Source organism: Pseudomonas fluorescens (genome assembly GCF_041354075.1).
Lineage (GTDB): Bacteria > Pseudomonadota > Gammaproteobacteria > Pseudomonadales > Pseudomonadaceae > Aquipseudomonas > Aquipseudomonas fluorescens_CE.
The window spans coordinates 362,643-376,031 of record NZ_JARZGC010000001.1 but is presented as its reverse complement, the minus strand read 5'-3'; the positions used below and the strand labels follow the sequence as shown (position 1 = coordinate 376,031).

General features: G+C 61.2%; 12 protein-coding genes. 6 read left to right on the top strand and 6 right to left on the bottom strand.

Going from position 1 to position 13,389, the window contains the following annotated elements:
• Positions 1 to 8: 8 nt before the first annotated feature.
• Positions 9 to 1,334 (bottom strand): sigma-54 dependent transcriptional regulator, encoded by a 1,326-nt coding sequence (locus QIW53_RS01885; protein WP_371047998.1) that lies wholly within the window; start codon positions 1,332 to 1,334, stop codon positions 9 to 11.
• Between the two features lie 342 nt (positions 1,335 to 1,676).
• Here QIW53_RS01885 and QIW53_RS01880 point away from each other — a divergent pair, with 342 nt between their 5' ends.
• The 3 genes from QIW53_RS01880 to nhaB all read left to right on the top strand — a co-directional run bounded on the left by QIW53_RS01880 (position 1,677) and on the right by nhaB (position 5,094).
• Positions 1,677 to 1,943: a hypothetical protein gene (locus tag QIW53_RS01880; protein ID WP_371047997.1), complete on the top strand. Its 267-nt coding sequence runs from the start codon at positions 1,677 to 1,679 to the stop codon at positions 1,941 to 1,943.
• Between the two features lie 280 nt (positions 1,944 to 2,223).
• Positions 2,224 to 3,513: a hypothetical protein gene (locus tag QIW53_RS01875; RefSeq protein ID WP_371047996.1), complete on the top strand. Its 1,290-nt coding sequence runs from the start codon at positions 2,224 to 2,226 to the stop codon at positions 3,511 to 3,513.
• Positions 3,514 to 3,591: 78 nt separating this feature from the next.
• Positions 3,592 to 5,094 (top strand): sodium/proton antiporter NhaB, encoded by a 1,503-nt coding sequence (nhaB, locus tag QIW53_RS01870; RefSeq protein ID WP_371047995.1) that lies wholly within the window; start codon positions 3,592 to 3,594, stop codon positions 5,092 to 5,094.
• 248 nt (positions 5,095 to 5,342) lie between these two features.
• Here the strand turns inward: nhaB and QIW53_RS01865 are convergent, their stop codons facing one another.
• The 3 genes from QIW53_RS01865 to gnd are packed head-to-tail and all read right to left on the bottom strand — an operon-like array spanning position 5,343 to position 8,661.
• Entirely contained in the window at positions 5,343 to 6,164 is an 822-nt protein-coding gene (locus QIW53_RS01865) for an HAD family hydrolase (RefSeq protein ID WP_371047994.1), read from the bottom strand.
• Positions 6,161 to 7,684, bottom strand: a complete 1,524-nt coding sequence (gene zwf, locus QIW53_RS01860) for a glucose-6-phosphate dehydrogenase (protein ID WP_371047993.1) — start codon at positions 7,682 to 7,684, stop codon at positions 6,161 to 6,163. The genes QIW53_RS01865 and zwf overlap by 4 nt, the downstream gene beginning before the upstream one ends.
• A complete protein-coding gene (gene gnd, locus QIW53_RS01855) occupies positions 7,681 to 8,661 on the bottom strand; it encodes a phosphogluconate dehydrogenase (NAD(+)-dependent, decarboxylating) (protein ID WP_371047992.1) in 981 nt (326 codons plus the stop codon). Before gnd ends, zwf begins: the two co-directional genes overlap by 4 nt.
• Before the next feature lie 271 nt (positions 8,662 to 8,932).
• On the opposite strand from gnd, the gene QIW53_RS01850 reads away from it, so the two are divergent.
• From QIW53_RS01850 to QIW53_RS01840, 3 genes are all read left to right on the top strand, one after another.
• A complete protein-coding gene (locus tag QIW53_RS01850; RefSeq protein WP_371047991.1) occupies positions 8,933 to 9,112 on the top strand; it encodes a DUF6026 family protein in 180 nt (59 codons plus the stop codon).
• A 196-nt stretch (positions 9,113 to 9,308) separates the two neighbouring features.
• On the top strand, positions 9,309 to 11,054 hold the full coding sequence (locus QIW53_RS01845) for a phosphoethanolamine transferase CptA (protein WP_371047990.1): 1,746 nt from the start codon (positions 9,309 to 9,311) through the stop codon (positions 11,052 to 11,054).
• 161 nt (positions 11,055 to 11,215) lie between these two features.
• Positions 11,216 to 11,416: a hypothetical protein gene (locus QIW53_RS01840; RefSeq protein WP_371047989.1), complete on the top strand. Its 201-nt coding sequence runs from the start codon at positions 11,216 to 11,218 to the stop codon at positions 11,414 to 11,416.
• 134 nt (positions 11,417 to 11,550) lie between these two features.
• Here QIW53_RS01840 and QIW53_RS01835 read toward each other — a convergent pair whose 3' ends face one another.
• Positions 11,551 to 12,132, bottom strand: coding sequence for a DinB family protein (locus QIW53_RS01835; RefSeq protein WP_371047988.1), 582 nt, complete (start codon positions 12,130 to 12,132; stop codon positions 11,551 to 11,553).
• A gap of 17 nt (positions 12,133 to 12,149) precedes the next feature.
• Complete coding sequence (gene zapE, locus QIW53_RS01830; RefSeq protein ID WP_371047987.1) at positions 12,150 to 13,271, bottom strand: cell division protein ZapE; 1,122 nt, start codon at positions 13,269 to 13,271, stop codon at positions 12,150 to 12,152.
• Positions 13,272 to 13,389: the final 118 nt, after the last annotated feature.

Here is a 13,389-nt window from a genome sequence, read left to right as displayed (position 1 = left end):
CCGCTGGATCAGCGGATCTGGTGTTTGTGCAACAGCCGGTAGAACGTCGGCCGGGAAATCCCCAGCACCTTGGCGGCAATGCTCAGGTTATCGCTGTGACGGTTGAGCACGTCACACAGCGCCTGGCGCTCTGCTCGCAGCTTGTAGTCCTCCAGCGTGCTCATCGGTGTCGCCACCGCCTGATGGCTGATCAGCCCCAGGTCCCGCGCCTCGATCTGCCGGCCTTCCGCCAGCACCAGCCCGCGTCGCACCCGGTTGGCCAGTTCGCGGACATTGCCGGGCCAGTCATGGTTACCCATGGCGATCAAGGCGTCTTCGCTGAAGCTGCGCGGGCGGCGGCCGGTTTCGTGGCTGTAGAAATGCGAAAAGTGGTTGGCCAGCATCGCCAGGTCGCCATTGCGTTCACGCAGCGGCGCGGTCACGACCTGCAACACGTTCAGGCGGTAATACAGGTCTTCGCGAAAACGCTGCTTGGCGATCGCCGCCTCCAGGTCGACGTGGGTGGCGGCCAGCACCCGCACATCCACCGGAATCGGCTGGCTGCCGCCCACCCGTTCGATATGCTTCTCCTGAAGAAAACGCAACAGGTTGGCTTGCAGCTCCAGGGGCAGGTCACCGACCTCGTCGAGAAACAACGTGCCACCATTGGCCGCTTCGATCCGTCCGATCTTGCGCTGATGGGCGCCGGTAAATGCCCCCTTCTCGTGGCCGAACAGTTCGGACTGGATCAGTTGTTCCGGAATCGCACCGCAATTGATGGCGATGAAGGGCTTGCTGTGACGCTGGGATTGCCGGTGAAGGGTGCGGGCGACCAGTTCCTTGCCGGTGCCGCTTTCCCCGCGAATAAGTACGGGCGACTCGGTAGGCGCCAGTTTGCTCAGCAGTTTGCGCAGCTCACGAATCGATTTGCTGTCACCGAGCAGCTCATGTTCGGGCTGCTCGATGTGCACCGTGCCCTGCCCGCGCAGGCGCGCCATGCCGAACGCCCGGCCCAGCGTCACCTGAACGCGGGACACATCGAACGGCAAGGTGTGGAAGTCGAAAAACCACTCGCAGACGAAATCCCCGACATTCTGCAGCCGCAGGACTTCCTGATTGAGCACGGCGATCCACTCGGCACCGCTGCGGCTGATCAGTTCCTTGACCGCTTCAGGGCGCTCCAGATGAAACGGCTGCAAACGGAGCAGGCCGACGTCACAGGGTCGGTCGCCGGCATTTTCGAGGCTGCAGCTGTCAACGTCCCAGCCGATGGAGCGCAAACCAGGCAGCAAACGGTGGCAGTCGTCACAAGGATCCACCACTAATAGACGTCTTGATGCGGGCGCTTCAATCATGACTATTCCTTGGCGCCAAATCATAGGATTTTTATAAAAAACAGCCATTTGGCAAGCCCGACTGTAACGTTAGCAAGAATTTGACGCGGGCTCGGACCGTTGGTCTAAAGGTCTTGGATTCAACACTTATAAAAGGACACTCCACGAGTTAACCGACGAGTTGAAGCTTTCATCCAGCTTTCAAGAAACCGCCTGAACACCCAACCCGGAAAAAAAGTTTTAAATTTCGTTTAATTATATGTGACCCACCCCCCGGTAACGGGCATCAGTACAAGTAACCAGCCGAACGGTAAGCCCAACCGACGGCACATCACTTGATTGGGCATACAGAGAGAAGACCCCATGACAGCCCCGCTCCGTATCAACGAAGCTCTTTTGATTGCCGACCGCGCGTTCAAGCCATTTCAATGCGTGGCCTGGGCCCCACAAGACGGTAACGGCGAGCTCAGCCTGACCGTCATCGACCGCACCAATAATCGCATCGGCCGCACGCAGATTCCTTGCAGCGCCTACACCGACCCTGCGCAACTTGAACATGTTCTGGAAGAGGCTCGCAAAGAGCTGAGCCAGGAAGGTTACGCACTGCAATCGTGGTCCATGCCGCACTAAGTGTTTCGCGGATTACTTCAAAGTAATCCGCGCCCTCCTCCCGATCGTTAGTTGCCCGGCGTTATGCGCCAGCGCAACTCCGATCGCCGTTGATTCGAACTTTTAAACGCGCGTTTTGTTTACCTCGCTTGGCATTGGTTCGAAAAGACATCGTTCTGGCACACAGTGACCCTCCGCCTGTTAATTCTGCCAGTTGTGCATCCGGCCATTCAGGCGTTGAATGTCTCCCCAGTCGCCACACCCAGTCCTGGATCACGACGACTCGCAAGGAGATGCGTGCATGTCAGTCCAGACCGCTGTTGATTTACCCCCGGCGCAGACCGAGGCCGGCGAGCTCGATACAACGTTTGCCGGCGCAGGCGTCACCCAGGTCTATTTCGCCGGCAGCATCAGCAGCATGACCAACGGCGTCGCGCTCGATTCGGCCGGACGCCTGCTGATCGCGGCGAAGGTCGGCATGCCGGGCGGCAGCCGCTTTGGCTTGGCCCGCCTGCTGGCCGACGGCTCGGCGGACCTGGCGTTCGGCCAACAGGGCAGCGTCATCAGTCAATTCGAACCGGGCTTCGAAGCGATGGCCGGCGCCGTGCGGGTGCTGGCCGATGGCTGCATTTTGCTGGCGGGTCTGCACTATGAAGACGCCCACCACACACTCCCGGCCCTGGCACTGTTCGATCAGCACGGCAAACCGGTGCAGTCCTTTGCCGACAATGGCCGCTGTGTGGTCCGTCTGCCCGGCCATCTGTCCCGTGGCGCACGGGATGTCTGGTTGCCGCCAGGGGTGCCCGGAGCCGAAGTCTGTGATGTCCAGGTGCAGGCCGACGGCAAGATCCTGCTGCTGGCCAACCATCATTTCGAACAGGCCGATCACGTTGGTCTGCTGATCCGACTCACCGCCGACGGCGCGCCGGATGAGAGCTTCAACGGTCGCGGTTTCGTGCTGGTCCGGCACTTGCTGATGAACACCTGGCTCGGCAGCCTGCTGCTGCAGCGCGATGGGCGGATACTGGTGGGCGGCTCGATCAACTTCCCTGAAGAAGGCCTGCTCGCGCGCTATCACAGCGACGGTTCGCTCGACGACCGCTTTGCCGTAGACGGCTTCATGAGTTTCATGGCCCAGGGGCGTAGGGCCCAGGTCAGCCAGATCGTCCAGCAGAACTACGGTGACCTGCGCTGCTTCGGCAGCAGCCGCGACCCGATGCATTGCATGGCTCTGACGCTCCACAGCAACGGCCGCCCGGACATTCACGACAACGGCGGTCAGCCGCGATTACTGGAGATTGGCCGCAGTGGCTGCCAGTGGACCGCCGCTCACGCCCTGGCGGACGGCAGCGTGCTCACCGCCGGAGCCACGATCGGGGGTGTCGAAGCGGATTTCATCCTGGCTCGACACTTGCCCGACGGGCAACTCGACAAGCATTTTGGCAATGGCGTGGGCTGGGTCCGCACCCGCCTGAGCCGCAGCCCCGATACCGCGACATCGCTCGCCGTGCAGGCCGATGGCAACATTGTCGTGGGCGGCTTTTCCCTGGATGGCAATTACCGGGCGATGGTCGCGCGGTATCTCGGGTAATCACTCCGATTCTTCCTACGCTTGATCTTACCTTCGGCTTACGGCAACTTGCGCGCTTCTAACGATAAGGAGTCGCCAATGTCCGGTTCAATGGCCCAGGCGTTCGCGCATAATTTTCTCGGGCAATCACCTCGCTGGTACAAGATCACCCTCATCGGCTTTCTGGTGCTCAATGCCTTGGTGTGCTGGACCGTGGGCCCGGTGGCTGCCGGTTGGCTGCTGGTGCTGGAATTCATCTTCACCCTGGCCATGGCGCTCAAGTGTTACCCGCTGATGCCCGGCGGTTTGCTGCTGGTCGAAGCCCTGCTGCTGAAGATGACCACACCCCAGGCGCTCTACGACGAACTGCTGCACAACTTCCCGGTGATCCTGCTCCTGATGTTCATGGTAGCGGGCATTTACTTCATGAAAGACCTGCTGCTGTTTCTGTTTTCCCGTCTGCTGCTCGGCGTTCGTTCCAAGGCGATGCTGGCCCTGATGTTCTGTTTCCTGTCGGCGTTCTTGTCGGCATTTCTCGATGCGCTGACGGTGACCGCCGTGATCATCAGCGCGGCCGTGGGGTTCTATTCGGTGTATCACCGGGTCGCTTCAGGCAACGACCCACGCCAGGACAGCGAATTCAGCGACGATCAGCACCTGCCCAGGCTGCACCATGACGATCTGGAACAATTTCGCGCCTTCCTGCGCAGCCTGCTGATGCACGGCGCCGTCGGCACCGCACTGGGCGGCGTCTGCACCTTGGTCGGCGAGCCGCAGAACCTGCTGATCGGTCACGAGATGGGTTGGCATTTTGCCGAATTCTTTCTGAAGATTGCCCCGGTCTCGCTGCCGGTGCTGGTGGCTGGCCTGGTGACCTGCGTGCTTCTGGAAAAATTGCGCTGGTTTGGTTACGGCACACTGTTGCCGGACAATGTGCGCGCCGTACTGGCCAATTACGCCGCCGAAGACAATGCCGAGCGCACCTCGCGCCAACGCGCGGCGCTGATCGTGCAGGGCCTGGCGGCGCTGATCCTGATTGCCGGCCTGGCCTTGCACCTTGCCGAGGTCGGCCTGATCGGCCTGATGGTGATCGTGCTGATCACCGCCTTCACGGGCATCACCGACGAGCATCGCCTCGGCAACGCCTTCAAGGACGCCATGCCGTTCACCGCGCTGCTGGTGGTGTTCTTTGCCGTGGTGGCGGTGATTCACGATCAACAGCTGTTCAAGCCACTGATCCAGTGGGTGCTGGCGCTGCCAACCGAGCAACAGCCGGGCATGCTGTTCATCGCCAATGGCTTGCTGTCAGCCATCAGCGACAACGTATTCGTGGCCACCATCTACATCACCGAAGTCAAACAGGCCTTCCTGTCCGGGCACATCAGCCGTGAGCATTTCGACACCCTGGCGATTGCCATCAACACCGGCACCAACCTGCCGAGCGTGGCGACACCGAATGGCCAGGCGGCGTTCCTGTTCCTCCTGACGTCGGCGATTGCACCGCTGATTCGTCTATCCTATGGGCGCATGGTGTGGATGGCGTTGCCTTACACCGTGGTGATGGGCGTGCTGGGGTGGTATGCGGTGAGTTACTGGTTGTAACCCGCTGTTGAAAAGCGATCGGTGGGAGCGGGCTTGCTCGCGAAGAGGCCTGCAGGCTCGACATCCATGGTGACTGACTCACCGCTATCGCGGGCAAGCCCGCTCCCACAGGTTTTTTGGCGATATTCAAGATCTGGGTTCGCCATCACCCTCTGTGGGAGCGGGCTTGCTCGCGAAGAGGCCTGCAGGCTCGACATCCTTGGTGTCTGACTCACCGCTATCGCGAGCAGGCTCGCTCCTAAAGGGGGCTAACGAGGCAGGATATACCGCTCGATGGCCTGCGCTGCGCCGTCTTCGGTGTTGGCGGCGGTGACGACGTCGGCCTGACGCTTCACCGCGTCTTCCGCCTGCCCCATGGCGATCGACAGCCCGGCACGATGAAACATTGCCGGGTCGTTGCCGCCGTCACCCATGGCCGCCGTCTGCGCCAGCGGCACGCCGAGGAACGCCGCCAGCGTGGCCAATGCCTCGCCCTTGTTGGCTTGCATCGCGGTCACGTCCAGGTAGACCGGCTGCGAACGCGACACCTGCGCCTGGCCCTCGACCTTGGGCAGCAATTGCGCCTCCAGTTCGATCAGCAACTGCGTGTTGTTGCTCGCCGCAACGATCTTGTCGATGTGCGCCAGGTACGGCTCGAAACTGTCCACGACCACTGGCGGATACCCCAGACCGTGTTGTTCCCGAGGCACCATTGGCCCCTTGGGGTCCTTCACCAGCCAGTCGCCCCCACTGAACACCCAGACCTCGATGTCCGGCAGATCGGCAAACTGCGTCAGGGTGGTCAGCGCCGCCGTGGCCGGCAGGTAATGCGCAATCAGCAGGCTGCCGTCGGGATGGACGATCGTGCCGCCATTGAACGCTGCGGTCGGCAGGTCGACGCCCAGGGCTTCGATCTGCTGCAACATGGCCTTGGGCGGCCGCCCGGTGGCCAGGCTGAACAACACGCCCGCCTCGCGCAACGACCGCACCGCGTTGATGGTCCGCTGGCTGAGGCTGTGGTCGGGCAGCAACAACGTGCCGTCCATGTCACTGAGCAAAAAACGGATGGGTTGTCGCGTGGCGTCACTCATCCGAGGCCATGCCAGACGCGGCCATCGCGGGTCAGCAGCTCTTCGGCGGCGCTCGGCCCGTCTTCGCCAGCGGCGTAGCTCTGCACACTCGCGTCCTGTTGCCAGGCATCGAGGAATGGCTGCACCGCGCGCCAGCCGTTTTCGATGTTGTCGGCGCGCTGGAACAGCGTCTGATCGCCCGTCAGGCAATCGTAGATCAGGGTTTCGTAGCCGGTGGACGGCTGCATTTCAAAGAAATCCTTGTAGGCAAAACCCAGTTCGATATTGGCCATTTTCAACGCCGGCCCAGGCCGTTTGGCGAGCAGGTCGAACCACATACCTTCGTTCGGCTGGATCTGGATGCGCAGATAGGTCGGCTGCAGCTCATCGACCTCGGTGTCGCGGAACTGAGCATAGGGCGCCGGCTTGAAGCAGATGACAATCTCGGTATCGCGCACGCTCATGCGCTTGCCGGTGCGCAGGTAGAACGGCACGCCGACCCAGCGCCAGTTGTCGATCAACACCTTGAGCGCCACGTAGGTTTCGGTGGTGCTGTCGGGTGCGACGTTGTTTTCCTGGCGATAACCCGGCAATGCCTTGCCGTCGACTTCGCCCGCCGCGTACTGGCCGCGCACCGAGTTGGCCCGCGCCTCTTCGGTGGTCCAGGGACGAATGGCCCCCACCACCTTGGCTTTCTCGCCACGCACCGCATCGGCACCAAAGGCCGCCGGCGGCTCCATCGCCACCATCGCCAGCAACTGGAACAGGTGATTGGGCACCATGTCCCGCAGGGCGCCGGTGTGCTCGTAAAAACTGCCACGGGTTTCCACGCCGACGGTTTCGGCGGCGGTGATCTGCACGTGGTCGATGTAATGATTGTTCCAGAACGCCTCGAACAGGCTGTTGGAGAACCGGCTGATGAGGATGTTCTGCACGGTCTCCTTGCCCAGGTAATGATCGATCCGGTAGATCTGGTTTTCCGTCATCACCTTGAGCAGGCAGGCGTTCAACGCCTCGGCGGTGCGCAGATCGGAACCGAAGGGTTTTTCGATCACCACCCGCCTGAAGGCATCCGGGGTTTCCTGCAGCAAACCGGCGGCGCCGAGACGCCGCACCACTTCACTGAAGAAACGCGGCGCAGTGGCCAGGTAGAACACCGCGTTGCCGGTGCCGCTGGCGGCGATTTTCTCTGCCAGCGCCTGATAGGTGCTGTCGTCCAGGAAATCGCCCTGGACGTAGCTGATGCCCTTGGCCAGTTTGGCCCACAGTTGCGGATCAAGAGCTTCGTCACCCTTGCCGACCTTGCTCGCCACTTCGGCGCGTATGAAATCCTCGAGCTTTTGCGCAAAGGCCTCATCGGTGATGGCGTTGTGGTCAACACCCACGATCCGCAACCCATCCCCCAGCAGGCCATCACGACTCAGGTTGTACAGCGCCGGCATCAGCAGTCGCTTGACCAGATCGCCATGGGCACCGAACAGGAACAGCGTGGTCGGTGGTGCAGGTTCTGCCTTGGATTTGTTGCGGATCAGTCGGGTCATTTTTTCGCGGTCTCCACATGGCCGCCGAAGCCGAAACGCTGGGCCGAGAGGATCTTGTCGCCAAAGGTGCCCTGCCCGCGCGAGCGGTAGCGGGCGAACAGCGAGTTCGACAGCACCGGCACCGGCACCGCCTGCTCCATGGCGGCCTCGATGGTCCATTGACCTTCACCGCTGTCGGCCACGGAGCCGGAGAAATTGTCCAGTTGCGGATCGGCCGCCAGCGCGTCGGCGGTCAGGTCGAGCAACCAGGACGACACCACGCTGCCACGGCGCCAGACTTCGGCGATGTCGCCGACGTTCAGGTCGAAGCGCTGATCTTCCGGCAACAGAGTGCTGGATTTGGTCTTGAGGATGTCGAAGCCCTCGGCGAAGGCCTGCATCATGCCGTACTCGATACCGTTGTGAATCATCTTGACGAAATGCCCGGCGCCCGCAGGGCCGGCGTGGATGTAGCCACGCTCGGCACGGTCGTCGTCGGACTTGCGGTCCCGGGTGCGTGGAATATCGCCCATTCCGGGCGCCAGGCTGGCGAACAGCGGATCCAGGCGCAGAACGGTCTCGGCATCACCGCCGATCATCATGCAGTAACCGCGCTCCAGGCCCCAGACGCCGCCCGAGGTGCCGACGTCGATGTAGTGCAGGCCTTTTTCCGACAACGTTTTGGCACGGCGGATGTCGTCCTTATAGAAGGTGTTGCCGCCGTCGATGATGGTGTCGCCAGGTTCGAGCAAGGTGCTCAGGGTGTCGATGGTGTCCTCGGTCGGCGCGCCGGCCGGCAGCATGACCCAGACCGCTCGCGGCTTGGCCAGGCCCGCCACCAGGGCCGGCAGGTCGGCGACGCCCTTGGCGCCTTCGGCGACCAGGGTATCGACAAAGGCGGTATTGCGATCGTAAACCACGGTGGTGTGCCCGTTGAGCATCAGGCGCCGCGCAATATTGCCGCCCATGCGGCCCAGTCCAATAATCCCGAGTTGCATGTGCTGATGCTCCCTACTACAAATAAAGTGTGTCAATGGTTATAGCCCAACGCGACTAATGGGGGTTAGTCCAGAGCGTCGGCATGAAGTTTCCGGGCATTGTGCCCGATCCCGATGGATAACGTCGGGAATCGTTCCAAAGGCACAGCGACCGTGAAAAATAAAAAAGTTCCCTTCCAGGGCAAAAGAAATCAAAATTGGCGCCGATAGTAGAACTGCACCCGATGTCGGGGCAGATTTACAGTTGATACCGCCATTTGCGAGGTGAGCAATGGGCACAGTCCAAGCAGCACGGCCAGCACAAACCCTTTATGTCACGATCCGCCGCGATGAATTGCGCCAGTTGAAAGACGAGCGCGACCAGTTGAAGCAGGAAGTTGAACAACTGCGCCTGCTGACGCAAGGACTCCAGGCCCCCAGGCCGGTGACCCTGCGCGCTCCTCACGCCTGATCCCCCCTGCATCGGAAACAGCCCCTGAGCTGTTTCCGAAAACGCCGTTACATCTCATCCACACAACGCTCACGAAACTTTCACATCTGCTTGTCGATACTCCGGCCCTTCAAGGCCGCCAGGTATCCGAGCGGCGCCCGTTCGTCGGTGACTTTCCAGTCCAGACGATGGAATGTGATTCTGGATGGAGCGCGCAATGCCTTTGTTTCAACGCAGCATTTCGACCGAGAAAGGGTTCGATTGGGCCGGGTTTCTCTGGCTGTTCCTGTTCTTCTGGTATTTCTCCGGCATCACCCAACTGCTGATCCAGTTGACCGGCACCTCGGGTTTCACCGGATTTCGCCAGGCCTTCGTGATGAGCGCCGTGTGGCTGGCGCCGATGCTGATGTTCCCGAAACACACCCGGATCATGGCAGCCGTGATCGGCGTCGTGCTGTGGGCTTGCTCCATGGCCAGCCTGGGATATTTTTTCATCTATCAGCAGGAATTTTCCCAAAGCGTCATCTTCATCATGTTCGAGTCGAACGTCGCTGAAGCCGGCGAGTACATGACGCAGTACTTCGCGTGGTGGATGGTCCCGGCGTTCCTCGCCCATACGCTATTCGCGTACTTTCTGTGGACCCGGTTGCGCCCGGTGTACCTGCCACGCGGTCGCGCACTGGTGGCGGCGACCGCCATCGTGGTCGCCGTGGTCGGTTATCCCCTGATCAAGCAGACCCTGCGCACGGGCAGCCTGGCCGATGGCTTCGAGAAATTCGAAACCCGCATCGAACCCGCCGTGCCGTGGCAGATGGCCGTGGCCTATCACCGCTACCTCGAGACCCTGGTCGGCATGCAGGACATGCTCACCAGCGCCAGCCAGGTGCCCCCGTTGCGCAACTTGAAGGACTCAATGGCCAACCAGCCGGCCACCCTGGTGCTGGTGATCGGTGAGTCCACCAATCGCCAGCGCATGAGCCTCTACGGCTACCCGCGCCAGACCACACCGGAACTGGACAAGCTCAAGGATCAACTGGCGGTCTTCGATAATGTCATCACCCCGCGCCCTTACACGATCGAGGCGTTGCAGCAGGTGCTGACCTTCGCCGACGAAGAAAACCCCGACCTGTACCTGTCGACTCCGTCGCTGGTGCGCATGATGAAACAGGCCGGCTACAAGACCTTCTGGATCACCAACCAGCAGACCATGACCAAGCGCAACACCATGCTCACGACCTTCTCCGAACAGGCCGACGAGCAGGTGTACCTGAACAACAACCGCAACCAGAACGCCGCCCAGTACGATGGCGATGTGATCGAGCCGTTCAACAAGGCGCTGGCCGATGCGGCACCGCGCAAGCTGATCGTTGTGCACCTGCTGGGTACGCACATGAGCTACCAGTACCGCTACCCGTCGAGCTTCGACAAGTTCCAGGACCGTAACGGCGTCCCTCCCGGCGTGCGTGACGATCAGTTGCCAACCTACAACAGCTACGACAACGCGGTGCTGTACAACGACTTCGTGGTTTCGAGCCTGATCAAGGACTACGCCAAGGCCGACCCGAACGGTTTCCTGCTGTACCTTTCCGACCATGGCGAGGATGTCTTCGACTCGGCGGGTCACAACACCCTGGGACGCAACGAAGCCAAGCCGACGGCGCCGATGTACACCATTCCGTTCATCGCCTGGGCCTCACCGAAATGGCGTGAAACCCACGACTGGGATTTCGCCGCCGACCTCGGTCGCCCCTACAGCAGTTCGCACCTGATCCATACCTGGGCCGATCTGGCGGGGTTGAGTTTCGATGAACTGGACCGCAGCAAGAGCCTGGTCAGTGCTCACTTCAAGGCGCGCCCCTTGATGATCGGCGACCCCTATGCACGCGAGCAAAAGGCGTTGATCGACTTCAGCCTGATCAAGCCCAAGGTGAAGCCGAACCCCGCGGAAGTGGTGCTCAAGTAATCCCTTCAGGGGCCGATTCCGGCCCCTTTTTTCTGCGTCTGTTGCCGATCATCCGAACGTTGTTGCCGTTAATTCCCGTTTAACCGAGTCGGGCGGAGAATTGGCTTTCGACATGGCTTCATGGATCGAAGGCACCCGTTATCCGTTATAGGAGACGCACCATGAAAAGCACACCCGTGATCATGGCCGGCCTGATGACCTTCGTTTCGGTCGGCGCATCGGCCGAAGGCGGCGCTGAACGCATGCGCTATTACTACGAAAGCCTGAGGGCGGCCCAGCAGATGAATCAAAGTCAGCAAACGGCCGAACTCAAGGTGCCGGACGATCAAACGGCGCAGGTGACGGAGCGATATAAGCCCTGATGGGTTGATGCTTGCCGCGAGGTGCCTGACTTCCCGCGTTATCGTTGACGTCCATCGTCGGAACGCCGCACGGGACAGCATGCTCGCGATGGTCGTCAACGATGACGCGGAGTACCAGGCTCCCAGCGCTACCATCAATGCCCCCAGATCAGCGCTTCCGTCCAGCCCAGTTCGGCAAAATCCGCCGCGCGCAGGCCTGACTCGCCGGCGCAGAAAAACTCGTCCAGCTGTGGTGGTGCAATCGACGTTCCACTGAGCATCGCGTGCACCTGGCCTCGGTGATGGATCTGGTGTTCGAACAGGTGCGACAGCAGGCGCAGGCGGCTGTCATGTTGCGAGGTTTCCCGGGCGATGGTCACGATCCTGCCCAGGTCGGCGTCGCGCAGTTGCTCGCAATAGGCGATCAACCGGCGGTCCACCTGGGCCTGTTCGTGTGCAAGACCTGCGGCGTCGGTACAGGGTTCGTCGTCCGTGAAGAACACCTGGCAATCAGGATGCGGCTCATCCGCGCGCAACTCACGCTCCAGCGCATCCACATAAAACCAGTCAACGGTCAGGATATGGTTGAGCGTCGCCCGCAGGCTGGGAAAGAAACTCACCCGTGGCGCCGCCAGGTCGTCCGGGCTCAACTGGCGCCAGGCCGTGGCCAGTCGATGATTGGCCCAGGCGTTCTGATACGCCATGGTCAGCAAATGATGGGACAAGGGCTGGTTCATCTTCGCGCTCCCTGAATTCAAGCGTCGGCGAAACGTTGCAGCTGCATTTCCTGAAGTCGGCTGAGGGTACGGCGAAAGGCAAACTCCAGATAGCCTTCGGTGTAGAGCGATGCCATGGGCACATGGGCTTCGAGGTACAGCGGCACCTTGCGGTCGTAGCATTCGTCCACCAGGGCGATGAACCGCCGCACGCCGTCGTCATGCACCGACAGTTGCGGCAACTCACGATCCCCCGCCGCCACACGCTCGGCACCGTCTTCCGTGCCGCGGGCGATGCGCCCTTCGCGTTTTTGCGCGCTGAGGTTGGGCACATCACTCAACAGGATAGCCCTGAAGGTGTCGCACAAGGCCATGAAGTCCATGGCCGCCAGCGGCTGCTCGCACAGATCGGCGTAACGGGTCCAGAGGACGGTGTCACTGGCCTGCACGACCTCAAGCGTACGGTAACCGACCGCTATCGGCTCGCCCGAGATCGACTGGCCGGCGGTCAGGCTGTTGAACACCTCGGCGAGCGCACTGGGTTTGCCGGATTCGGCCACCCAATAGCGCTGCAAACCGGCGCCGGGGTGCAAGCGATGGTCGTCGCCGCCATCGACGGCGATTACCTGCATGTGTCGCTTGATCGCCTCGATGGCCGGGGTGAAACGGTCCCGGTTGAAGCCATCGGCGTACAGCAGGTCTGGCGGCTGATTGGAGGTGCAGACCACCACCACGCCCTGGTCGAACATTTGCTGGAACAGGCGCCCGAGGATGATCGCGTCGCCAATGTCATTGACGAACAGTTCATCGAAACACAGCACCCGCACCGCTTCGCTCAACTCCCGGGCGAGGGCCTTGAGCGGGTCCGCCGTACCGGTGAGCTGAAAGGAACGCTGGTGCACCCAACCCATGAAATGGTGAAAGTGCTGGCGCCGGGCGGGCACCCGCAGGCTTTGATGAAACTGGTCCATCAACCAGGTTTTGCCCCGCCCGACCGGGCCCCACAGGTAAACGCCCACGACCGGCGGATGACCGTCGTCATGCAGTGCTTCGTAGCATTTTTGCAGTGCCCAGACAGCCCGCTCCTGGGCCTCGTCCTGGACGAAACCTTTTTGTTCGACGGCGTGCTGCCAGGCGCTTAATGGGGAGTCGGCATTCATGCGCGCCAGTATTGCACGCCGTTCGTCGGGCGCCCTATCCATCGCCGAAGAAAAATTGCCTTGACCAAATAGATTAGTGACAACATATTTAATAGATGTCACTGAAAATTTAAACAAC

Bases quoted from the DNA above. Each gene is read 5' to 3' on its own strand.
- QIW53_RS01885 (WP_371047998.1), bottom strand. From the start codon at position 1,334: ATGATTGAAGCGCCCGCATCAAGACGTCTATTAGTGGTGGATCCTTGT.
- QIW53_RS01880 (WP_371047997.1), top strand. From the start codon at position 1,677: ATGACAGCCCCGCTCCGTATCAACGAAGCTCTTTTGATTGCCGACCGC.
- QIW53_RS01875 (WP_371047996.1), top strand. From the start codon at position 2,224: ATGTCAGTCCAGACCGCTGTTGATTTACCCCCGGCGCAGACCGAGGCC.
- nhaB (WP_371047995.1), top strand. From the start codon at position 3,592: ATGTCCGGTTCAATGGCCCAGGCGTTCGCGCATAATTTTCTCGGGCAA.
- QIW53_RS01865 (WP_371047994.1), bottom strand. From the start codon at position 6,164: ATGAGTGACGCCACGCGACAACCCATCCGTTTTTTGCTCAGTGACATG.
- zwf (WP_371047993.1), bottom strand. From the start codon at position 7,684: ATGACCCGACTGATCCGCAACAAATCCAAGGCAGAACCTGCACCACCG.
- gnd (WP_371047992.1), bottom strand. From the start codon at position 8,661: ATGCAACTCGGGATTATTGGACTGGGCCGCATGGGCGGCAATATTGCG.
- QIW53_RS01850 (WP_371047991.1), top strand. From the start codon at position 8,933: ATGGGCACAGTCCAAGCAGCACGGCCAGCACAAACCCTTTATGTCACG.
- QIW53_RS01845 (WP_371047990.1), top strand. From the start codon at position 9,309: ATGCCTTTGTTTCAACGCAGCATTTCGACCGAGAAAGGGTTCGATTGG.
- QIW53_RS01840 (WP_371047989.1), top strand. From the start codon at position 11,216: ATGAAAAGCACACCCGTGATCATGGCCGGCCTGATGACCTTCGTTTCG.
- QIW53_RS01835 (WP_371047988.1), bottom strand. From the start codon at position 12,132: ATGAACCAGCCCTTGTCCCATCATTTGCTGACCATGGCGTATCAGAAC.
- zapE (WP_371047987.1), bottom strand. From the start codon at position 13,271: ATGAATGCCGACTCCCCATTAAGCGCCTGGCAGCACGCCGTCGAACAA.